This window comes from Streptomyces sp. NPDC048278, from assembly GCF_040652195.1.
Classification (GTDB): Bacteria; Actinomycetota; Actinomycetes; order Streptomycetales; family Streptomycetaceae; genus Streptomyces.
This window is the reverse complement of the sequence record NZ_JBEZLP010000011.1, coordinates 82,563-105,415: the sequence shown is the minus strand read 5'-3', so window position 1 is coordinate 105,415 and position 22,853 is coordinate 82,563. Positions and strand designations below refer to the sequence as shown.

The 22,853-nt window shown below is 69.7% G+C and carries 16 protein-coding genes; 4 read left to right on the top strand and 12 right to left on the bottom strand.

Translation table 11 applies throughout. From position 1 onward, the window contains the following. The first annotated feature begins 30 nt into the window (after positions 1-30). Positions 31-6,597, top strand: a complete 6,567-nt coding sequence (locus AB0D74_RS20695) for an RHS repeat-associated core domain-containing protein (protein ID WP_362588604.1) — start codon at positions 31-33, stop codon at positions 6,595-6,597. 92 nt (positions 6,598-6,689) lie between these two features. Continuing rightward, entirely contained in the window at positions 6,690-7,148 is a 459-nt protein-coding gene (locus AB0D74_RS20690) for a hypothetical protein (RefSeq protein WP_362588601.1), read from the top strand. Between the two features lie 393 nt (positions 7,149-7,541). Here the strand turns inward: AB0D74_RS20690 and AB0D74_RS20685 are convergent, their stop codons facing one another. The 6 genes from AB0D74_RS20685 to AB0D74_RS20660 form a co-directional block, all read right to left on the bottom strand. Further along, complete coding sequence (locus AB0D74_RS20685; protein WP_362588598.1) at positions 7,542-7,859, bottom strand: hypothetical protein; 318 nt, start codon at positions 7,857-7,859, stop codon at positions 7,542-7,544. A gap of 368 nt (positions 7,860-8,227) precedes the next feature. Continuing rightward, the gene (locus AB0D74_RS20680; RefSeq protein ID WP_362588595.1) at positions 8,228-8,764 is read right to left on the bottom strand and encodes a methyltransferase domain-containing protein; all 537 of its coding nucleotides are present in this window, start codon (positions 8,762-8,764) and stop codon (positions 8,228-8,230) included. Positions 8,765-8,851: 87 nt separating this feature from the next. After that, on the bottom strand, positions 8,852-10,027 hold the full coding sequence (locus AB0D74_RS20675; RefSeq protein WP_362588593.1) for a lanthionine synthetase C family protein: 1,176 nt from the start codon (positions 10,025-10,027) through the stop codon (positions 8,852-8,854). After that, a complete protein-coding gene (locus tag AB0D74_RS20670) occupies positions 10,024-10,560 on the bottom strand; it encodes a thiopeptide-type bacteriocin biosynthesis protein (protein ID WP_362588590.1) in 537 nt (178 codons plus the stop codon). The genes AB0D74_RS20675 and AB0D74_RS20670 overlap by 4 nt, the downstream gene beginning before the upstream one ends. A gap of 73 nt (positions 10,561-10,633) precedes the next feature. Continuing rightward, on the bottom strand, positions 10,634-11,962 hold the full coding sequence (locus AB0D74_RS20665) for a TRAM domain-containing protein (RefSeq protein ID WP_362588587.1): 1,329 nt from the start codon (positions 11,960-11,962) through the stop codon (positions 10,634-10,636). Between the two features lie 271 nt (positions 11,963-12,233). Further along, complete coding sequence (locus AB0D74_RS20660) at positions 12,234-14,279, bottom strand: APC family permease (RefSeq protein ID WP_362588585.1); 2,046 nt, start codon at positions 14,277-14,279, stop codon at positions 12,234-12,236. Between the two features lie 383 nt (positions 14,280-14,662). Between AB0D74_RS20660 and AB0D74_RS20655 the strand changes: the two genes are divergently transcribed. Next, a complete protein-coding gene (locus AB0D74_RS20655; protein WP_089104280.1) occupies positions 14,663-15,334 on the top strand; it encodes a TrkA family potassium uptake protein in 672 nt (223 codons plus the stop codon). Further along, positions 15,334-16,005: a TrkA family potassium uptake protein gene (locus AB0D74_RS20650; protein ID WP_362588581.1), complete on the top strand. Its 672-nt coding sequence runs from the start codon at positions 15,334-15,336 to the stop codon at positions 16,003-16,005. The genes AB0D74_RS20655 and AB0D74_RS20650 overlap by 1 nt, the downstream gene beginning before the upstream one ends. Positions 16,006-16,076: 71 nt before the next feature. Here AB0D74_RS20650 and AB0D74_RS20645 read toward each other — a convergent pair whose 3' ends face one another. The 6 genes from AB0D74_RS20645 to AB0D74_RS20620 form a co-directional block, all read right to left on the bottom strand. Next, the gene (locus AB0D74_RS20645) at positions 16,077-16,853 is read right to left on the bottom strand and encodes a DUF3159 domain-containing protein (RefSeq protein WP_362588579.1); all 777 of its coding nucleotides are present in this window, start codon (positions 16,851-16,853) and stop codon (positions 16,077-16,079) included. A 3-nt stretch (positions 16,854-16,856) separates the two neighbouring features. Then, complete coding sequence (locus AB0D74_RS20640; RefSeq protein WP_181802759.1) at positions 16,857-17,255, bottom strand: OB-fold nucleic acid binding domain-containing protein; 399 nt, start codon at positions 17,253-17,255, stop codon at positions 16,857-16,859. A 67-nt stretch (positions 17,256-17,322) separates the two neighbouring features. Then, positions 17,323-18,009: a response regulator gene (locus AB0D74_RS20635; RefSeq protein ID WP_362588575.1), complete on the bottom strand. Its 687-nt coding sequence runs from the start codon at positions 18,007-18,009 to the stop codon at positions 17,323-17,325. Further along, positions 18,006-20,609 carry a sensor histidine kinase KdpD gene (locus AB0D74_RS20630; protein ID WP_362588572.1) on the bottom strand — a complete coding sequence of 868 codons (2,604 nt, stop codon included), beginning with the start codon at positions 20,607-20,609 and terminating at the stop codon, positions 18,006-18,008. The genes AB0D74_RS20635 and AB0D74_RS20630 overlap by 4 nt, the downstream gene beginning before the upstream one ends. Before the next feature lie 151 nt (positions 20,610-20,760). After that, a complete protein-coding gene (locus tag AB0D74_RS20625) occupies positions 20,761-21,927 on the bottom strand; it encodes an alginate lyase family protein (RefSeq protein WP_362588569.1) in 1,167 nt (388 codons plus the stop codon). Positions 21,928-22,091: 164 nt separating this feature from the next. Next, positions 22,092-22,853, bottom strand: coding sequence for a DUF3710 domain-containing protein (locus tag AB0D74_RS20620; protein WP_362588566.1), 762 nt, complete (start codon positions 22,851-22,853; stop codon positions 22,092-22,094).

The following is a 22,853-nucleotide window of genomic DNA, read 5'->3' as shown; positions in this document are numbered from 1 at the left end:
TCCTTTCGGACTTCTCAGAAAAGGGACTCCATGCGACACCAACCCCGGGTCCGGCCTGCCCCGGACCGGACCGGACCAGCCCGGATGCCGTGGCTGCGGCGCGTCAGCGCCGTCGTCGGCCTCGGTATGCTGCCCGGCCTGCTCGCCCCCTCGACGGCGTTCGCCGCCGACCCACTTGGCCGGCCCGCACTGTCCAAGCCGCGCGCCCAGAAGGTTCAGCCCTTCACGGGCAAGCCCGACCCGAAGACCGCTGCCGTCGTGAAGGCGGCGGCCCAGGCCGACAAGAGGGCCGCCGAACGTGCCGTCAAGGACCGGGCCCGGACCACCACATGGCCGTCGAGTGGTTCGGCCCGCCTCACGCTGCCCGCCTCCGGCTCCGCGAAAGCCGAGCCGGGTAACCTGCCGGTCACCCTCACCCCGCCCGTGTCCGGCGCGCGCACCTCGACAGTCACTGTCGAGGTGCTGGACCAGAAGGCAACCAAGGCCCTCGGCGTCAAGGGCGTCGTCCTGAAGGTGTCCAGCCCCGAGACAGGCGGGCGGGCCAGGCTCGGCATCGACTACTCGGCCTTCGCCTCAGCCTATGGCGGCGACTGGGCCGGCCGGCTCACCGTCCTGCGCCTGCCGGACTGCGCCGCGCAGAGCCCGGAGAGTGCCAAGTGCCGGGTAGCGACGCCGATCGGCTTCACCAACTCCCGCGCCAAGGAACGCATCACCACGGACCTGACGTTCGCCAAGAAGCCGACGAAAATCAGGAATCCCGGCAGAACCGCGAAGCCCACGCCGACGGCTACCCCCACCTCGTCGACCACCACCAAGGCGACTTCCGGTCCGACCATGATGCTGGCCCTCGCGGCCGGCAGTGCCTCCGTCGACGGCGACTACAAGGCGACCTCGCTGGCTGCGTCGTCCACCTGGGAAGCGGGCACCAGCTCCGGCACCTTCACCTGGAGCTACCCGCTCAAAGCGCCCGAGCCCGCCGCGGGCCAAGCTCCGAAACTGGAGATCTCCTACGACTCCGGCAGCGTGGACGGCCGCACCGCCACCAGCAACAATCAGGGGTCCCAGGTCGGTGAGGGTTTCGACATCACCTCGTCGTACATCGAGCGCAAGTACGGCTCCTGCTCCGACGACGGCCACACCGAGCTCGACCTGTGCTGGAAGTACGACAACGCCTCGCTCGTCCTCAACGGCAAGGCCACCGAGCTGGTCAAGGACGACACCACCGGCGAGTGGCGGCTGAAGAACGACGACGCCTCCAAGGTCACCCTGGACACCGGGGCGGAGAACGGCGACGACAACGGCGAACACTGGACCGTCACCACCAATGACGGCACCACGTACGTCTTCGGCCTGAACAAGCTGCCGGGCGCCGGCACCGAGGACCGCACCAAGTCGGTCTGGACCGCGCCGGTCTTCGGCGACGACGAGGGAGAGCCCGGCTACTCCTCCGGCAGCAGCTTCGCCGAGCGCGCCAAGAAGCAGGCGTGGCGGTGGAACCTCGACTACGTCGTGGACACCCACGGTAACGCGATGAGCTACTGGTACGAGGACGAGACCAACAACTACGACAAGCTCGGCGACGACGACACCGGCACCCAGTACACCCGCGGCGGTTACCTCAAGGAGATCCGCTACGGGCAGCGCGTCGACGCCCTGTTCAGCGGCGCCCCGGCCGCCTCCCACAAGATCGCCTTCAGCTACTCCGAGCGCTGCCTGGCCTCCGGCACGGGCTGCGACTCGCTCACCGAGGACACCCGGGACAACTGGCCGGACGTACCGTTCGACCGGATTTGCAAGGACGGCGACAAGTGCCCGTACCTGGACAGCCCGACGTTCTTCACCCGCAAGCGGCTGACCGGGGTCACCACCTACGCCTGGGACGCGTCAGCGGCCACCCCTGCCTTCGCGCCGGTCGACGCCTGGACTCTCAAGCACCTCTACCTCGACCCGGGCGACACAGGCGACTCCACCGACCAGTCGCTCTGGCTGGACGAGATCCAGCACACCGGCAAACACGGGACCGATCTCTCCCTCGACCCGGTCAAGTTCTCACACGTCTTCCTTCCCAACCGTGTGGACAGCCCGAGTGACGACATCCTGTCCTTCGAGCGGCCGCGACTGAAGACGGTCGTGTCCGAGACCGGCGCGCAGACCATCGTCGACTACATGCCGGCCGACTGCGTAGCCGGACAGACCATGCCCAAGATCGACACGAACACCTCGCGCTGCTACCCGGTGTACTGGTCGCCCTACGGCGCCGAGGACCCGATCCTCGACTGGTTCCAGAAGTACCCGGTCAGCGCGGTGCGCACGACCGACCCGCTCGGCGGCTCGGAAGCGGTCCAGCACACCTACCAGTACTCCGGCGGGGGCGCCTGGCACTACAACGACGACCCCTTGACGCCGGCCAAGGAGCGCACCTGGTCCCAGTGGCGCGGCTACGAGAAGGTAACCCACCTAACCGGCCCCTCCGGCGGCACCCAGACGAAAACGGTCACGGTGTTCCTGCGAGGCATGAACGGTGACCGGGTCCTCGGCTCCGACGGCAAGACCCCAGACCCCGACAAGCGCAAGACAGTCACGGTCACCGGCGTCAAGGCCGCCGCGATCACCGATTCCGAGCCATTGGCCGGCTTCACCCGGGAAACCGTCTCCTACGACGGCACCACCGAGGCGTCCGGCACGGTCAACGACCCCTGGTCGCAGCGGACCGCCACTCAGCACAAGTCGTACGCCGACACCGAGGCTTACTACGTCCGCGTCGGCGCCTCGCACGCGCGCACCAATGTCACCAGCAAGCTCACGCCGTTCGACCGGGTCCGCACCACGAAGACCACCTACGACAGCTACGGCCTGCCCACCACCACGGAGGACCTCGGCGACGACTCCGTGACCGGTGACGAGAAGTGCACCCGCACCTGGTATGCCCGCAACGACGCGGTCAACGTGACCGCGCTGGTGTCGCGCACCCGGATCGTCGCCAGGGCGTGCTCCGTCGCGGACACCTCCCTGGACCTGCCGGCGGAATACACCCGCACCGGTGACGTGGTCTCCGACACGGCGACCGCGTACGACACCCTCACCTGGTCAGCCACCCAGACGCCCACCAAGGGCGACGCCCGCTGGAGTGGCCGCGCCAAGGGCTACGGCAGCGACGACCAGCCGCTGTGGCAGCAGACCGCGGTCACCGAGTACGACACGCTCGGCCGTCCCACCCAGGTGAAGAACACCAACAACGTCGTCACGTCCACCACGGACTACGTGCCGACGGCGGCCGGCCCGCTCACCCAGACCGTCGTCGGCAACGCCAAGAGCTACAAGACCACCACGGTCAAGGACTTCGCCACCGGCGTCGACTTGAAGGTCACCGACGTCAACGGCAAGGTCACGGAGTCCGAGTACGACAGCCTCGGCCGCGTCACCAGTGTCTGGCTACCCAACCGGCTGCGCGCGCTCGGCAAGACCGCGAACTACGTCTACGCCTACAGCGTCAAGTCGACCTCGCTGCCGTGGGTGTCGAGCGCCTCGATCAAGGGCGACGGCTCCGGCTACAACACCACCTACGAGATCTACGACTCGCTTCTGCGCACCCGCCAGGTGCAGGCGCCGTCCGCTGCGGGCGGCCGGGTCATCGCTCAGACCCTGTACGACGGCCGCGGCCTGCCCGTGACCGCACAGGCCGACATCTGGGACAACACGGCCGCGCCGTCCAGCACGATCGTGCAGATCGACGGCGGCCAGGCACCCAAGCAGACCGACAGCGTCTACGACGGCATGGGCCGGGTGAAGAAGGCCGTCACCAAGACCTACGGCGTCACCAAGTGGTCGGTCGACACCACCTACCAGGGCGACACGGTCCTTACCAGCGCCCCGGCCGGCGGCTCGGCCAACGCTGTGGTCAGCAACGTCGCGGGCAAGAGCGTCGAACGCCGCGAATACGCGGGCACGTTGCCGACCGGTACCACGTACACGACCACCCGCTACGCCTACGACGGTGCCGACCGGCAGAAGACGATCACCGCACACGACCAGTCCGCCTGGACGTACACGTACGACCTCTTCGGTCGTCAGGTGTCGGAGACCGACCCTGACAGGGGCAGCACCACCACCGAGTACAACGAGCTCGACCAGGCGATCAAGTCCACCGACAGCCGCAGCAAGGTGCTCCTGTTCGACTACGACGTCCTGGGACGCAAGACCGGCATGTGGCAGACGTCCAAGACCGACGCCAACAAGCTGGCGGCCTGGACGTTCGACACACTGGCCAAAGGTCAGCAGGACACGGCTGTGCGCTACGAAGGCGGTGCCGCCGGCAAGGCATACACCCAGAAGGTCACCGGCTACGACGCCCTGTACAAGGTCACCGGCAACCAGCTGATCCTGCCGACCGACGACCCGCTGGTCACCGCGGGCGTGCCCAGCACTATGTCCTTCTCCACAGGCTGGAACCTTGACGGCACGGTCAAGCAGGCGGCCTCACCCGCCGTGGCCGGGCTGGCCTCGGAGACCGTGTCGTACACCTATGACGCGCTGGGTCAGGTGCTGACCGCCAAGGGCACCGCCGGTTATCTGCAGGGAGCTGCCTACTCCCCGTTGGGTGATGTGCGCCAGCTGACTCTCGGCACCGATCCGGCCAGCACGAAGAAGGCGTATGTCAACTACGACTACGAGGCCGGCACACGCCGACTCACCCGGTCGTACGTCACCGACGACGTCCACGGCTACATGCTCCAGGAGCTGAAGTACACCCAGGACAACGCCGGCAACATCACCTCGATCCACGACGGCACCACCCTGGGCGGTACCGGCAAGGAGGACTACCAGTGCTTCGCCTACGACGGCTACCGCCGCCTGAGCGAGGCATGGACCCCGAAGACCGCTGACTGCGCCGCGTCCGGCCGCACCACCGCCAACCTCGGAGGGGCCGCGCCGTACTGGACGAGCTACCAGTACAACGACTCGGGTCTGCGCTCCCAGCAGATCGTCCACAGTACGACGGGGGATGTCACCACCGACTACCACTTCGGTACCGCCAAGGGCCAGCCACACGCACTGTCGTCCACGACATCCGGCTCGACGACCGTGTCGTACGGCTACGACAACACGGGCAACACCGAGACCCGGCCCGGCACCCAGGCCACCCAGACCCTGACCTGGAACAGCGAGGGGAAGCCCGCCACCGCGAGCGAACCCGCCGCAGGCACCAAGCCGGCCACCGGCACCGGATACATCTACGACGCCAGCGGTGAGCTGCTCATCCGGCGGGCCACCACCACCGACGGTGAGACCGTGCTCTATCTCGGTGTGACCGAGGTCCACCTCAAGGTCAGCGGCGGCGGCGCCACCAAGGCACTGTCCGGCACCCGCAACTACAAGGCGGGCGACACGGTCATCGGTGTCCGCACCTCCACCGCAGGCGTCACCGGCACGAAGCTGACCTTCCTCGCCGGTGACCACCACGGCACGTCGAGCCTGGCGATCGCCTCGGACACGCTGGCCTTCGTCAAGCGCTACACGTCACCCTTCGGCGCCCAGCGCGGCACGGCGTCCGGCACCTGGCCCGACGACAAGGGCTTCCTCGGCAAGACCGCGGACCAGACGACGGGGCTCACCCAGCTCGGCGCCCGCCTGTACGACCCGGGCCTCGGCCGGTTCCTGAGCGTCGACCCGATGCTCGAACCGGACAAACCGCAGACCCTGAACGGCTACGCGTACAGCAACAACAATCCGGCGACGTTCACCGACCCCACGGGCCTGTTCTTCCTGGACCCGCCCGTCGTCATCACCGGCATTTTGCATCAGTCCCCGGGTGGAACGGGCAGCGGCACCGGCACCGGAGGGACGGGCGGCACCGCATCCAGCGGCAGCAACGGCGCAGTACAGAGCAACGGTTGGGTGCCCGGGGCAACGTACAACTACATCACCAAGTCCTGGGACCTGCCGTTCAACCCGCCGTCCAAGAGCCTGGAGGAGATGCTGGCATCCCTGCCCGACTGGGGCATCGTCCAGGACCCGAAGGCGATGAACCAGTGGGAGACGTCACGTTCCCTGTTCTTCGGCTGGCTGTGGGGCGGCGGGTACCCGCTCAGCGACCACCAGGACTTCCGCGGTGGCGACGCCTTCACCTCGATCCTGGCCCAGGACGAAACCATCTCCGGGTGGCGGACCAAGATGGTCGGCCAGGCTCGCGAGGGCACCAAGGGGGTGTTCGCCAACGAAGTCGACATCCAGTACAAGGATCGGGGCCCGGAGCCGGGCAGCCCCTGGTGGAAGGCGAACTCGCTGCGCGGCGCGGCCAATGACGTCCTCGGCGTCCTGACCAACGGCGGTGTGGGCACGAAGAACTCGGCCGACGCCTACCTGGGCACCTGGTCCGGCAAGGCCAAGATCCAGTCGATCAACAAGAAGGAGGGTTCGGTCACCCTCAAGTTCACCGCCTGGAATCTGTCCGACTGGAATTCCGCTACCCACGTCATTCCGCGGTCGTGGAATCCCGCCTTCACCGACACGTTCGGAGCGGCGACCCGGCAGGACTTCTCGTGGGAGGAGAAGTGGCCGATCAACCAGTCTGTCAACTATTCGGCCTGGCTCGAATAGCCGAGACGCACCCATAGGGAACTGCGGGCCGGGTCCGGCACCGGACCCGGCCCGCAGTCCTGATCCCCTCACGCCACAGATAGGATCCCATCGTGTTCAAGACCCCACTGAAGCGAGGTCGGATACTCGCGATGTCGCTGGTGCCAGTCCTGGTGCTTACCGCATGCACCTCCGAGAACCCGAAGAGGACGAGGGTTTCGGCGGACCGGATCGTCGGCGACTGGACCGGGTCGAGCGGCGAACGACTGTCGTTCTCCGCCGACCGAGCGTTCACGTCCTCGGGACTCGACTCGAAGAACCTCGCGGACGAGAGATGCCCGGGCGAGAAGGCCACCGGAAGCTGGGCCTTCTTCGCCGATCAGGGCGACGGTCTGTACGGTACGTCGGAAAAGGCGGGCTCCGGCGACGAAATCGGTCTCGCCTTCGGCAAGGAGTCACAGGAAGACTGCACAATCAATCTCAGCGTAGTGGACGACGGCAAGACCCTCTGCGCATCCAACGACCCCGACCTCTCCTGCGGCCTCGACGTCCGGTTCACCCGGAAGAAGTGAGCTGGCGTCAACCGGCCGGTTCCAACTCCCGGGCGATCAGCAACCGCTGCACCTCGCCAGCGCCTTCGCCGATCTCTGACATCTCGGATTCACGCCGCATACCGACGGCCGGGTGCTCGTTTCATGTAGGTCTTCGGACGGGGCGTAGGCGGGCGTCCTTCCGCTCGCGCGGAGAGCGCTCATCAGTGCGGTTTCTCCCTCAATCAAAATCATTCCACCAGGATTTGCGGGTGCTCAGTCGGCGGCCACCACCGTAGGCGACCCGAGCCGACAGGCCGTGCGGTGCACTGACTGTGGGTCGAACCTCGCGCTGAACTGAACAGCGTTCCGGCGCCGCTCTGTTCGCGTTTCGGTGGCGCGGCCGCGACTGCCGCCGGCCGGGCGCGGCCTGCGTCAGTAGGCGATGACAATCCGCACGGACGGCCGGTCATTCACGGCTCCGTCGGCGAGGTCGCTGTCCGGTGTGTCCGCGGGGTAGGCGGTGACCGCGGGTTCGACGGTCCTGGCCGGGCTCCAGGCACGGATCTGCGCGCAGATCCGCTCGGCGAGTTCGGCGCCGGCCGGGCCGTAGCCGACGGCTCCCAGCCGGAACCGGGGTTCGGCGGCCTGAGGCTCGGCGGTGCGCTCCAGAGTGAGGTAGGCGATGGAGTCGGCCTCGACGAGGGCTGGGCTCAGGGCGGGTGAGGCGGGGCGGTGAAGGCCAGCCTCCATCGCCTCGGCCTTCGCGGTGATGCGGCAGGTCGCTCGTTCCGTGGCGCTCAGGCGCAGCCAGACGCCGTCGAAGGACTCGACGGAGCCGACCGTCGCGTCGGTCCAGACGACCGACTTCGGTTGGTTGAGGGCATCGCACAGCAGCTCTGGGGCGATGGGCTGGCCACGTCCCAGTAGAGCCTGACGAGCCGGTTGTCGTCGATGTAGCCGTTCCGCTCGCCATCCTGGCCGATCACCGAGAGGAAGCCGCACATCCTCACGGAGTCGGACCGCATCAGGTCCTTCTCCCGACGGAACGCCACGGACCTGGACAGCCCGCGCCATCGCAGCGGGGCCACGAGTCGTCCGCCGACCGCGAGCTGGTCCCATCAGGCCGTGGGGAGGTCCCACATGCCGACCGCCGCGATCATTCGGTCGTAGGGACCGAACTCCGGAGCGCCGAGCGCGCCGTCCCTCGTGACCACGCGAACGTCGGCGTGCCCGTTCGCGTCCAGCATCCGGCGTGCGTAGGCCGTCGCGTCGGGGGCGATGTCGCACATGGTGACCTGGCCGGACTTCCCGGTGAGGTGCTTGAGTAGGGCGGCGTTGTAGCCGGTGCCGGCCCCGATCTCAAAGACGTTGTCGCCTTCCCGGACCGCGAGCTGGACCAGCATGAAGTGCACGACGTCGGGCGGGGAGCCACAGCTCAGCGGGAGGGTGTCCTGGTCAGGGTTCTCCTTGATCGTCACCCTCTTGTTGGCGTACGCCTCCTCAAGAGGCGCGTCGGGGAGGAAGGCGTGGCGAGGTACGGCCCGCATGGCGGTTTCGACGCGTGCGTCGCGAGGGCCGGAGACGTCCTGCTGCAGGATGGCGTCGACAAGGCGGTTGCGCAGGTCCTCGGGGGAGGCGCCGGTGGTGGTGTTCATCGCGTCCTTCCGGAAGGTGCCCGGCCGTGCGTACGGCAGGGGCAGAGCGTACTCAGGTGATCTGGTGTGGGGTGCGGTTCACGAGCGTCATCCCGCCAGGAGCAGGCAGCGGTCCCAGGGGGCGGTGGTCGCCGTGTTGACGGGGTCGGTGAGACGGACCAGGTGAATGCCCGACGTGCCGTCCATCAGGCCGACACCGTCCGGCAGTCCGCTGTGGTCCAGGTGCTCATCGAGCCGGGCCCGTAGGCGGGGCATATGCGCCGCGAGTTCGTCGTCGACGGCGTCGGCGGCGGCCCGGGAGGCGGTCTGTATGAGCCCCGCCCAGCCGTGGCAGATGGATGCGTCGGTGAGTTGGGCGAGCTGCTGGTCGTCGGCCAGGCATCCGGCAAGGGCCTGTTCGGCCCGGCGTTGCCGGTCGCGGTCGCAGAGAGCGATGCCGGCGAGTTGTTGGGCGCGGGCGATGCCGGGAGTGCCGTAGCACCAGGACGGGCGTCCGGGTATCGGGTGTTGGAGAGCGCCGCGTCGGTGTTCGGCCCGGGTGACCAAGCCCGGCCACCAGGCGCGCGAGCCGGTGCCGTCACGCCATTGGTCGAGCCAGCCACATATCCGGATGATGGCTCGTTTCCGTCCGGGCACCGTGTGGCCGTGTCGCACGGCGGTGGCCAGCAGCGCGAGGGGTCCGCTCATGCCGTGGGCCAGACCGAGGTTGCCGTGTCCGCCGGGCCATCGCGGCGACGGGCGCAGGTCGGGGCTGTCGCTGGTCCACCAGCCGGGCAGGAGCTGGGACTCGATGGTGATCGGTTCAGTCAGGCGTACCAGGTAGGCGAGGACGTCTCGTAGTTCCGTCCGGTGACCGCGGTGCAGGTGGTAGGCCCCCAGGCCGGTCAGTCCGCTGATGAGGTCGTACTCGCCCAGGTTGGGCGGCGCGCCGCGGTCGATGCGGACGTTCGCCCGCTTGAGGCGGTCGCGGGTGACGTCGGCGAGGTGTGCGTCCAGGGTCGCCAGAGCGCGGGTGGCGGTGTCCGTGTGCGTGAAGCTGAGGACGTACGCGACGGCTGGCGCGCCCTCGTACAGGCCGCATGCCTCCGGGGCGGCCTGTATCGGGCCCTTGACCATGGCGGCGGCCCACGGCCGGAGCGCGTCCGTGTCGTCTTCGCCGGTGTGGGTCCTGACGGCGTGCAGCAGGGCGGCTCCCGCCGCGCCGGAGTACAGGGACTGGCCCCAGCCGGGCCTGGTGGGTGTGGGTGACGCGTCGTGGTTCATGAGTGGCTCTCCCCCGCCCGGGCGGCCCACGCGAGAGCTGACTGACGGACCGAGCGACGACAGATCCGCTCGTCCTCCCGGTCCAGGCCGCGCAGTCGGTTGTGGTGCATGTGCAGCAGGGATTCCAGAACCGAGTCGAGGTCCATGTCCTCGGCGAGGTGCTCGCGATACAGCGTCAGGGACACGGCGCGGCGGTGCCACGCATGTGCGAGCGCTTCGCCCCAGCCGCGGGCGCGGGGCGTGGTGTTGCGAACGAGTTCGACGGTCTGGTTTCTGACGCCTCGCTCGACTCGGGCCGGAGGCGCGGGACGGTTGGCCAGCCAACGCATGCCCTCGTCCGGACCGAGCAGACCGCAGGCGATGTCCGCCATGCCGACCGCGGCCAGCGCGCGTCCGTCGACGCCGTCGGCTCCCAGACCCCACAGGACGGCGAGGGAGTCGGCCGAGTCGGCCGTGAACACCGCTTCCGCCCCACGCAGGGCGGCGCCGGGGCCGGGGCCGGGGCCGATCTCCGGGGTGTATGTGTCGAACAACCCCGGAGAGCGTCATTTCAGCGTCAAGATATCGCCCGTAACGCCCACACCGCACACCACTCGAACCCGCAGGTCAGACGGCTTTTCCGGCCGGTTCGAGGATGGCGACGCATTCCACGTGGTGCGTCATCGGAAACAGGTCGAACGCGCGCAGGGTGCGGACCCGGTATCCGCCGTCGCGGAAGTAGGCGATGTCGCGGGCGAGGGCTGCAGGGTCGCAGGCGACGTAGGCGATGCGGCGGGCGCCGAGGGAGGACAGGTGGGCGACCGTCTGGCGGCCCGCGCCCGCGCGGGGCGGGTCGAGGACGATGAGGTCGACCTCCGTGATGCCCGTGCGCGGGAGGACCGACTCGACCTTGCCCTGTTCGACACGGACCCGGGGGAAGTCGGCGAGGTTGTGGCGGGCGTCCTCCACCGCGCGCTTGCCGGACTCGATGCCGAGGACCGCGCCCTTCTCACCGAGGCGGTCGGCGAGGGCGCCGGCGAAGAGGCCGACCCCGCAGTAGAGGTCCAGGGCCATCTCGCCCTTGCGCGGGAGAAGGCCCTGCATGACGGCCTTCACCAGGGTGTCCGCCGCCATCGGGTGGACCTGCCAGAAGCCGCCGCTGCCGACCCGGTGGGTGCGGCCGTCGGCGCGTTCGCGGACGAAGGCGCGGCCGTGGACGCGGTGGATGCCGCCGTCGTGCTCGTCGACGCGCATGACCGAGACGGGCCGGTCGAGTTCGACCAGGGGGAGGCGGGCGCCCGGGCGCGGCTCCAGGATGACCATGCGGTCCTGGGAGCCCGTCGCGGCGATCGCGTCGATCGAGACCATGCCCGACCAGTCCCGCTCCTCGATGCCCAGCTCGCTGACGCCCGGCGCCGCGATCATGCAGTGCTCGATCGGCTCCACCTCGTGCGAGCGGTGCCGGCGAAGTCCCGCGTTGCCGTCGGCGTCGACGGCGTACTGCACGCGCGTGCGCCATTGCGGCACCTCGCCCGCCGGCAGCTTGTCGCCCTCGGCGGGCATCACCGTGCCGTCCCAGCCGGCCTCCTCGGGAGTGAGGCCCGCGAGCCGCTGGAGCTGTTCGGCGATGACCTCGCCCTTGAGCCGGCGCTGGGCGCCCGGCTTGGCGTGCTGCCAGTCGCAGCCGCCGCAGCGGCCGGGGCCGGCGTAGGGGCAGGGGGCCTCGACCCGGTCCTTGGACGCGTCGAGGATGTCGACGGCGTCGGCGCGCAGGAAGCGGGCTCCTTCCTCGCCCTCGGTCACCCGGGCCACGACCCGCTCGCCGGGCAGCGCGTGCCGGACGAACAGCACCTGGCCCTCGGCGGTCCTGGCGATGCAGTGCCCGCCGTGCGCGACCGGGCCGACCTCGACCTCGTACTCCGTCCCCACCAGCGATTTCTTCGGTTCTGCCTGCATGGCGGGGTGACTCCAGATCAAGGGGGAGGGAAACGGCCCGCACGAGGGCCGACGACAGCCCACCAGTCTACGTGGTCACCAAGGCCTGCCGCGTCCACAGAGGAGTCCGTAGGGAAGGCCGTACGGGAGGCCGCACGGCAGTCCATACGGGACCACGGGACCACGGCAGCAGGGCAGGAGGCGGGGGCCGGCGGCGTCCGGCCGTGCGCACGCGGTCTTCCGGCCGTGCGCGCACGGCCGGAAGGACGTGCGCTCGCGCTCGCCCGCCCCGTCAGCCCCCGCTGTGCTCCTTCGGCCGGTGCTCCGCAGGACCCCGCCGGACCGCACCCGGCGCGTTCCACTCCTGGCGCTTGCGGGCGCGGATCTTGGCCGCCTCGGAGGACGCCAGCTGGTAGGGCACCGACGTCACCATCACGCCGGGGGTGAACAGCAGCCGGCCCTTGAGGCGCAGCGCGCTCTGGTTGTGCAGGATGTGCTCGTACCAGCGGCCGACGACGTACTCGGGGATGATCACGGAGACCGCGTCGCGCGGCGACTGGGCGCGCAGGCCCTTGACGTACTCGATGACCGGCCGGGTGATCTCGCGGTAGGGCGAGTCGAGGACCTTCAGGGGTACGTCTATGCCGCGCCGCTCCCACTCCTCGCGCAGCGCCTTCGTCTCGGCCGGGTCGACGTTGACGGTGAGCGCCTCCAGGGTGTCCGAGCGCATCAGCTTGGCGTAGGCCAGCGCGCGCAGGGTGGGGCGGTGGATCTTGGAGATGAGGACGACGGAGTGGACCCGGGAGGGGCGGACGAGGTCGTCGTCGGGCTCCTCGGGGGCCGAGATCTCCTCGGAGACCCGGTCGTAGTGCTTACGGATCGCGGTCATCGTGGCGTAGAAGATGCACATGCCGAGCAGCGCCACCCAGGCGCCGTGGGTGAACTTCGTGACGAGGACGACGACCAGCACCAGGCCGGTGAAGAAGGCGCCGAAGGCGTTGATCGCGCGGGAGCGGATCATGTGGCTGCGCTTGGCCGGGTCCTTCTCCACCGCGAGGTGGCGGTTCCAGTGCCGGACCATGCCGGTCTGGCTGAGCGTGAAGGACACGAACACGCCGACGATGTAGAGCTGGATCAGGCGGGTCGAGTCGGCGCCGTAGATGACCACCAGCAGGGCGGCGGCGCCGGCGAGCAGGACGATGCCGTTGGAGAAGGCGAGGCGGTCGCCGCGGGTGTGCAGCTGGCGCGGCAGGTAGCGGTCCTGGGCAAGGATCGAGCCGAGCAGCGGGAAGCCGTTGTAGGCCGTGTTCGCGGCCAGGAAGAGGACCAGGGCGGTCGCGGCGGCGAGCAGCACGAACAGGAAGCTGCCCTTGCCGAAGACGGCCTCGGCGACCTGGGAGATGACCGGGTTCTGGACGTAGCCGGAGCCGATCGGGACGCCGTTGTGGATCAGGTCGGTCGCCGGGTTCTCGGCCATGCGGACCTTGGTGACCGCGGCGAGCGCGATGATCCCGCAGAACATGGTGACCGCCAGCAGGCCCATCATGGCCAGCGTGGTCGCCGCGTTCTTCGACTTCGGCTTGCGGAAGGCCGGGACGCCGTTGGAGATGGCCTCGACGCCGGTGAGCGCGGCACAGCCGGAGGAGAAGGCCCGCAGCAGGAGGAAGACCAGGGCGAAGCCGGCCAGGCCCTGGTGCTCGGCCTTGATGTGGTAGTCCGCGGTCGGGGCGCGCATCGTGTCCCCGAGGACCAGCCCCCGGAACGCACCCCACGCGATCATGATGAAGACGCCGCCGACGAACACGTACGTCGGGATCGCGAAGAGCTTGCCCGACTCCTTCACGCCGCGCAGGTTCATCAGGGTCAGCAGCACGATCACGGTGACCGCGCAGAACACCTTGTGCTCGACGACGAAGGGGATCGCGGAGCCGAGGTTCTCGATGCCGGAGGCGATGGAGACGGCGACGGTCAGGACGTAGTCGACGAGCAGCGCGCTCGCGACGGTCAGGCCCGCCTTGGGGCCGAGGTTGGTGGTGGCGACCTCGTAGTCGCCGCCGCCGCTCGGGTAGGCGTGCACGTTCTGCCGGTAGGAGGCGACCACCGTGAACATCAGCACGACGACCGCGACGGCGATCCAGGGGCTGAAGTGGTACGCCGACACGCCCGCGATGGACAGGACCAGCAGGACCTCCCCCGGCGCGTAGGCGACGGAGGACAGCGGGTCGGAGGCGAAGACGGGCAGCGCGATGCGCTTCGGCAGGAGCGTTTCACCCAGTCTGTCGCTGCGCAGTGCGCGCCCGATCAGGATCCGTTTGGGCACGTCGGTCAGTTTGGACACGAGAGAGGATCGTAGGCCTTCCACCTGGCAGGTCTCCAGCCGCAGTACGGGATCTGCCTCCCGAGTGAAAAAGGTGACGGCTGGAACTGCGGATTCCGCAGCTTACGCCCGATCCGTGCCTAGATGGCAGACCCCGCCTGTCTTCGCACTTCGGAGGTCCCATGCCCGCGACCGCAGAGCTCATCGGTGCCACGGTCGCCCTCGTCGGCCTCGGAATCCTCACCGCCTGGAGCGTGCGCAGCATCACTCGGCGCTGAGCGCCGGTGAGCGGCGATGAGCATGGCACGGGGGTGCCCGGCCGGGACGGTGCGTGTGTAGCTTGGGCCTCGGTCTGAGAACCTGATGGGGCTGAGCAGTAACTTTTGGACACCGGAAGGACGGTCGTGCACATCGTCATCATGGGCTGCGGCAGAGTGGGTTCCGCTCTCGCCCAGACCCTGGAGCAACAGGGGCACACGGTCGCCGTGATCGACCAGGACCCCACCGCCTTCCGCAGGCTGGGCCCCGGATTCGGGGGCCGGCGGGTCACCGGAGTCGGCTTCGACCAGGACACCCTGCGCGAGGCCGGCATCGAGGAGGCGGGCGCCTTCGCCGCCGTCTCCAGCGGTGACAACTCGAACATCATCTCCGCTCGGGTCGCCCGCGAGATGTTCGGGGTGGAGAACGTCGCGGCCCGGATCTACGACCCCCGGCGCGCCGAGGTCTACCAGCGCCTGGGCATCCCGACCGTCGCCACGGTCCGCTGGACCGCCGACCAGATGCTGCGCCGGCTGCTGCCCTCGGGCGCCGAGCCGCTGTGGCGCGACCCCACCGGCGGGGTCCAGCTCGCCGAGGTGCACGCCTCCCCCAAGTGGGTCGGCCACAAGATCAGCAAGCTCCAGGAGGAGACCGGGGTCCGGGTCGCGTTCCTGACCCGGCTCGGCGAGGCGATGCTGCCCACCTCGCAGACGGTCCTCCAGGAGGGCGACCTGGTGCACGTGATGATGCGGACGGACGACGTCGACAAGGTCGAGGCCGCCTTCGCCGGGGGTCCGGAAGAGGAGGGCGGTCACTGATGAGGGTCGCCATTGCCGGGGCCGGTGCCGTCGGCCGCTCGATCGCGGGCGAGCTGCTGGAGAACGGCCACGAGGTCCTGCTGATCGACAAGGCCCCGACCGCCATCTCGGTGGAGCGGGTCCCGCAGGCGGAGTGGCTGCTGGCCGACGCCTGTGAGATCACCTCTCTCGACGAGGCGGCGCTGCAGCGCTGCAACGTCGTGATCGCCGCGACCGGCGACGACAAGGTGAACCTGGTCGTCTCGCTGCTCGCGAAGACGGAGTACGGCGTTCCGCGGGTCGTCGCCCGGGTCAACAACCCCAAGAACGAGTGGCTCTTCAACGAGTCCTGGGGCGTGGACGTCGCCGTCTCGACGCCGCGTCTGATGTCGGCCCTGGTGGAGGAGGCGGTGAGCGTCGGCGACCTGGTCCGGCTGCTGCGCTTCAGCCACGGCGACGCGAACCTGGTGGAGCTGACCCTGCCCGAGGAGTCGGCGCTGGCCGGCACCCAGGTCGGCGACGTGGAGTGGCCCGAGGACACCTCGCTGGTCACGATCATCCGCGGCACCCGGGTGCTCACCCCTTCCAAGGAGGACTCCCTGGAGGCGGGCGACGAGCTGCTGTTCGTGGCGGCCCAGGCCCGGGAGGAGCAGCTGGAGGACCTGCTGTCGGTCCGGCGCGAGGACATCTGACGCGAACAGCTGACGTACGACGGGAACGGAGAAGGGCGCCCCCCGCTGCGGAGGGCGCCCTTCTCTCGTGCCTACTTGCGGTGGCGTCCGCCGGAGATCTCACCGCTCTCCGCGGCCGTCGCGGCCCTGCGCTCCTCCTCGGCCTTCTCGGCCTGCTCCGCCGCCTCCATCTCCGCGAACACGTCGATCGGCGCCGGTGCCTTCGCCAGGAAGACCCAGGTGAGCCAGACCGCGAGCAGGAACGGCGGGATCTTCAGCGCGACGAGCACCCAGCCGAGCTGGGCGGTGTTGGCCCACCAGTACAGCGGGAAGAGGATCGCGCACTTGGCGAGCAGGATCAGGCCCCACGCCCAGCTGGCCTTGGCGTACGCCTTCTTGCGGCCGGGGTTGCGGGTGCGCCAGGAGAGGTTCTCCTTGAAGACCGGGCCGAGGATCAGGCCGATCAGCGGGACCCCGCACAGGGTCGTGACGATGTACGCCAGCGCCAGGCCCAGCGTGTAGAGCATGCCGGGGAGGTAGAAGTCCTTGGCGTTGCCGGTCATCATCGCGAAGACGACGCCGAAGGCGACGCCGAAGACCCCGCTGAAGGCGTGCTTGACGGTGTCCCGCATGGCGAGGCGGACCACGACCAGCACCACGGAGACCGCGAGGGCGGCGATCGCCGACCAGTGCAGGTCCTTGTTGATGGTGAAGATCGTGACGAAGAGCAGGCCGGGCAGGACCGTCTCGACCATGCCCCGGACACCGCCGAACGCCTCGAAGAGCGCGGCCTCGGTCACCGCCCGCGCGTCCTCCGCCCGGGCGTCCTCCGCCTGTGTGTCTTCGGTCGGCTTGTCGAGCGACGTCACCGGCTACTCCCTACCGAGGGGTCTCAGTTCGTACTTGGGATTGAACAGCACCCGGCGGCCCCGGCTCAGCGAGATCCGGCCCGATGCGATCAGCCTGCGTCCCGGTTCTATGCCGACGATGGAACGCCTGCCGAGCCACACCACGTCCAGCGCGGCGGACCCGTCGAACAGCTCGGCCTCCAGGGCCGGGACTCCGGCGCGCGGTCGCAGGGTGACCGTGCGCAAGGTACCAGTAACGGTGACGATCTGCCGGTCCTGACAGTCGCCGATCCGGGTGCAGCCCGCCGTGTCGGCGTCCTCGCGCAGCTCCTCCGACTCCAGGTCCTCCTGGGACGAGGAGAGCCGGTCGAGCATGCGCCGGAACCGGCCGGCCGGCTTTTCGGAACGAGGAACAGCACTCATGTCTGAAGCGTACCGGGGCACACCGACACCGCCGTAGTCCAGCTCACGTCCTGCCCGACGGCCCAGCTCATTTCTCGAACCGGTACCCCATCCCCGGCTCCGTGATGAAGTGCTTCGGGTGGGACGGGTCGGTCTCCAGCTTCCGGCGCAGTTGCGCCATGTACACGCGCAGGTAGTTGGTCTCCGTGCCGTACGACGGCCCCCACACCTCCTGCAACAGCTGCTTCTGGCTGACCAGACGGCCGGTGTTGCGGACCAGCACCTCCAGGAGGTGCCACTCGGTCGGGGTGAGCCGGACGTCCCGGCCGGCCCGGTTGACCTTCTTCGCGGCCAGGTCGACGGTGAACCCCTCGGTCTCCACCAGGACGTCGTCCTCGCCGCCCCCGGCGACGGGTTCGGCGCGGCGTACGGCGGCCCGCAGCCGGGCCAGCAGCTCGTCCATGCCGAAGGGCTTGGTGACGTAGTCGTCGGCGCCCGCGTCGAGCGCCTCGACCTTCTCGTCGGAGGAGTGCCGGGCGGACAGGACCAGGATCGGCACCCGGGTCCAGCCGCGCAGCCCCTTGATCACCTCGACGCCGTCCATGTCGGGCAGGCCGAGGTCGAGGACGACCACGTCGGGGTGGCGGGAGGCGGCCAGTTCGAGGGCGCTGCGGCCGTCGGGGGCCGCGTCGACCTCGTACTTGCGCGCCTTGAGGTTGATCACGAGGGCGCGCACGATCTGCGGCTCGTCGTCGACCACGAGCACACGGGTCATGAGGCCTGCCTTTCCGGTTCTGCCAAGGGTTGTGCCACGGCTCGCGCCGCTTCGTTTCGGGGCGCTTCGTTTCCGGCCGCTTCGGTTCGCGCCGCTTCGGTGACCGATCCTGCCGCGCGGAGAGTGAGGACCATGGTGAGTCCGCCGCCGGGCGTGTCCTCCGCGTTCAGGGTGCCGCCCATCGCCTCCGCGAAGCCCCGCGCGACCGCGAGCCCGAGTCCGACCCCGGCGCCGCGCGGAGCGTCACCGTAGCGCTGGAAGGGCTCGAAGATGCGTTCCTTGGCCTCGTCGGGCACGCCGGGTCCGCGGTCCACGATCCGTACCTCCACCCGGTCGGCGATGGCGCTGGCGGAGACCAGCACGGGCCGGTCGGACGGGCTGTACTTGACGGCGTTCTCGACCAGGTTGGCCACCGACCGCTCCAGGAGCCCGGCGTCGGCCGCCACCATCGGCAGGGTCTCGGGGACGTCGAGGTCCACGCTGCCGTCCGGTACGCCGACCAGCGCCATCGGGACCACCTCGTCGAGGTCGGTGTCGTGGACGATCGGGGTGACGGTGCCGGTCTGCAGGCGGGACATGTCGAGCAGGTTGCCGACGAGGTGGTCCAGGCGGTCGGCGCCCTCCTCGATGCCTTCGAGCAGCTCGGCCCGGTCCTCCTCGGACCAGTCCACGTCGTCCGAGCGCAGCGACGTGACCGCCGCCTTGATACCGGCCAGCGGGGTGCGCAGATCGTGGCTGACGGCGGCCAGCAGGGCGGTGCGGATCCGGTTGCCCTCGGCGAGCGCGCGGGCCTGCTCGGCCTCCTCCTGGAGGCGTCTGCGGTCCAGGACGACGACCGCCTGGGCGGCGAAGGCGGCGAGCACCCGGCGGTCCTCGGCGGGCAGCACCCGGCCGGTCAGCGCGAGGGCCATGTGGTCGCCTATCGGCATGTCGACGTCGCCGTCCTCGGGGCGCTCCAGGGCGGGTCCGAAGCCGGCGCGCCCGGCGCAGCTCCACGGCTCGACGTCGCTCGCCCGCTCCAGGAGGGCGGCGGACTCCATGCCGAAGGTCTCCCGGACCCGCTCCAGCAGTTCCTCCAGGCTGGTCTCGCCGCGCAGCACGTTGCCGGCGAGGAAGGAGAGGATCTCCGACTCGGCGCGCAGCCGGGCCGCCTGGTGGGTACGGCGGGCGGCGAGGTCGACGACCGAGGCGACGGACAGCGCGACCCCGAAGAAGATCACGATGGCCACGATGTTCTTCGGGTCGGCGACGGTCAGCCGGTGCAGGGGCGGGGTGTAGAAGTAGTTCAGGAGCAGCGAGCCGAAGGCCGCGGAGGCCAGCGCCGGGAAGAGCCCGCCGAGCAGCGCGGCTGCGACCGTGAAGGTCAGGAAGAGCAGCATGTCGTTGGCGAGGCCGAGGGCGACGGTGTTGAGCAGCACCGCCATGACCGCCGGGCCGACCAGGCCGACCAGCCAGCCGGCGATGATCCGGCCGCGGCCGAGCCGGGCGCCGCGGGCCACCGGCAGCCCGCGGCCCTTGCCTGCCTCGCCGTGGGTGACGATGTGGACGTCCAGGTCGGGTCCGGACTCGCGGGCGACGGTGGCGCCGACGCCGGGTCCGAGGACGTACTGCCAGGCCTTGCGGCGCGAGGAGCCGAGGACGATCTGGGTGGCGTTGACCCCGCGCGCGAAGTCGAGCAGGGCCGCGGGGATGTCCTCGCCGACGACGTGGTGGAAGGTGCCGCCGAGGTCCTCGACGAGGGTGCGCTGGACGGCGAGTTCCTTCGGGGAGGCGGAGGTCAGGCCGTCGCTGCGGGAGATGTAGACGGCGAGCACCTCGCCGCCCGCGCCCTTCTCGGCGAGCCGTGCGGCCCGCCGGATCAGCGTCCGGCCCTCCGGTCCGCCGGTGAGGCCGACGACGATCCGCTCCCGGGAGCCCCAGATCGCCGAGACCTGGTGCTCGCTGCGGTACTGCTTCAGGTACTCGTCGACCCGGTCCGCCACCCACAGCAGCGCCAGCTCGCGCAGGGCGGTGAGGTTGCCGGGGCGGAAGTAGTTGGACAGGGCCGCGTCGACCTTGTCGGACTGGTAGATGTTGCCGTGCGCCATGCGCCGGCGCAGCGCCTGGGGCGACATGTCGACCAGCTCGATCTGGTCCGCGCGCCGTACCACCTCGTCGGGCACCGTCTCGCGCTGGCGCACGCCGGTGATGGACTCGACGACGTCGCCGAGGGACTCCAGGTGCTGGATGTTGACGGTCGAGATCACGTCGATCCCGGCGGCGAGCAGTTCCTCGACGTCCTGCCAGCGCTTGGCGTTGCGGGAGCCGGGGACGTTGGTGTGGGCGAGTTCGTCCACCAGGGCGACGGCGGGGGCCCGGCGCAGGACGGCGTCCACGTCCATCTCCGTGAACGTGGCGCCCCGGTACTCCAGTTCCCTGCGCCGGACCTGCTCCAGACCGTGCAGCATCACCTCGGTGCGCGGTCGCTCGTGGTGTTCCACGAAGGCGACCACGCAGTCGGTGCCCCGCTCCACCCGCCGGTGCGCCTCGGAGAGCATGGCGTAGGTCTTGCCCACGCCCGGTGCCGCACCGAGATAGATCCGAAGCCTGCCGCGTCCCATGGTCCTATTGTCTTCCTGCAACTGCCGTCAACGCAGCGTCGACCTTACGGCCAACAATCCCGGCGAATCGTGCAGGACCCCCGGCAGCGGGCATCTTTGACACAACCCTGATGGGCGCCGGTGCCGCGGCTCCGGCGCCCGTGCCGCCCGCTCAGTTGGGGTTGTCACCGTGGGTGAGGGTCTCCCAGGCGACGAAGAGGTTGTTGCTGCCCGCGGGACGGTTGTTCAGGGTGAGCGTCTGGGTGTTGGTCATGGCGATGCCGAGTCGGTTGTGCAGGGCGTTGTAGCCGACCTCGGTGACGGGACCGAGCCCCAGGTTCAGGGAGCCGCCGCAGAGCCAACTGGGGACGGCGGTGCCCAGCTGGTACTTGGCCTGGAAGCCGAGCGCCTGCCGCAGCCGCTCGCCGACGTCCGTGCCGTACAGGTCCTGGCCCTGGATCCGGCTGGTCTCGGCGATGTGCGAGATCGCGGAGATGCCGTACCCGGTGTGCGTGAGGTCCCGGCAGGTCTCCTGGGTGAGGCCGGTGACGAAGGTGGACTGGCCCTGCCAGTAGGAGACGATCTTGGCGGTGGTGTCCAGGTTCTGGCTGGGCACGGTCTTGGGCACCGACCCGTCGGAGGCCAGGTAGACGTAGGCGGCGGCGCGGGTGCGGAACTTCGCCATGGCCGTGTCGTACGACGTCTTGTCCTCCAGGAAGACGGAGATGCCGACGGCGGCCTCCATCATCGACAGCTCCCAGTTGCCGTTGGAGTTGGAGCCCTTGATGACGGTGGGGAGGTAGACGTTGCGCAGCATGGTGGCGAAGCGGGCCTCGTTCGCCCAGGTGCCGGTGTAGGTGTACCTGATGATCTCGGCGGCCTTCGGCCAGGAGGAGCCCGCCCAGCCGGTCTGCAGGGGCGCGTTGCTGTTGGTGTGGGCGGTGATGGTGGCCGACCAGGCGTCCATGATCTGGATGGCCTTCTGGGCGTAGCGGGCGTCCTTGGTGATGTACCAGGCGAGAGCGTCGGTGTAGGCGGCGATCGCGTCCTCGCGCTCGTCGGTGCAGCCGTAGTTCGGGTTCGAGTACGACCCGCACTCGACCGTCGCCCGGGGCGCGGGCGTGCGGTTCAGGTCGGCGTACTTGCTCGCCATCATCTGGTCGTAGGCCGCCTTCCAGGGCTGGGCCCCGGCGAGCACCTCGGTGCGGGCGAAGTCCAGCTGGCTCCTGGAGACGGTGACGCCGGGGTGCACGAAGGTGCTGGGGGCGGCCTGCGCCGGCCAGGAGAGGGCTCCGGCGAGGAGGGCGACGACGGCCACGAGGAGTCCGGTTCTGCGCATACCTGAAGGCCTTTCGTTCATATATCTGAACGTGAGGCGCCTTTATGAACGGCGCGTTGAGCCGTGACCGTAGGTACAGACCAATTCGCCGTCAAGGGGTCGCGCACGCAGAAGAGCCGCACCCCGAAGGGTGCGGCTCTCGAACGGTTCTGCTCGCGGAGCGCCTAGCGGACCTCGGTGATCTCCGGTCCGCGCTGGAGCTGGCCCATGCCGCCGGAGAAGCGCGAGGACTCCTCCTGTTGGACGCCCTCGGGAACCATCTGGGCGTCGTTGGGCAGCTTCAGGACGATCGGGTCGCGGGGCGCCATCGGGCCCTCGCCACGGACCACGACGGTGTCCCGGAAGATCTGCTCCAGGAGGCCGGCCGCCTGCGGCTGCACCGCGCCCTGCCCGGAGATCACCCCGCGCAGGAACCAGCGGGGGCCGTCCACGCCGACGAAGCGCACGACCTGGAAACCGCCCGTGCCGTCCGGCAGCTGCACCGGCACCTGGGCGCGCAGCTCCCAGCCCAGCGGACCCTCGACCTCGTCGACGATGCCGCCCTGCTGGGTGATGCCGGTCGCGATCTCCTCGCGGACCTCGCCCCAGATGCCCTCGCGCTTGGGCGCGGCGAAGGCCTGCAGCTGGATGGCGCTGTCGCGCAGTACGACGGTCGCCGCGACGATCGCGTCGCCCGCGACCTCGACCCGGAGCTCCATGCCGTCCACGCCGGGCACGAACAGACCGCCCAGGTCCACCCGGCCCTCGCCGGCCTCGCGCACCTCGGTGTCGTCCCACGGCCCGTCGGGCCGGGGCTCCGGCTCCAGACGAACGCGCTCGCGCTCGCCCTCTTCCTCGTCCGCCTCGGTGTCGACGCTGTCGACGACCTGCTCGGCCTCGCCGGCCGCGTCCTCGGCGGCACCCTTCTTGTTGCGACGTCCGAACAC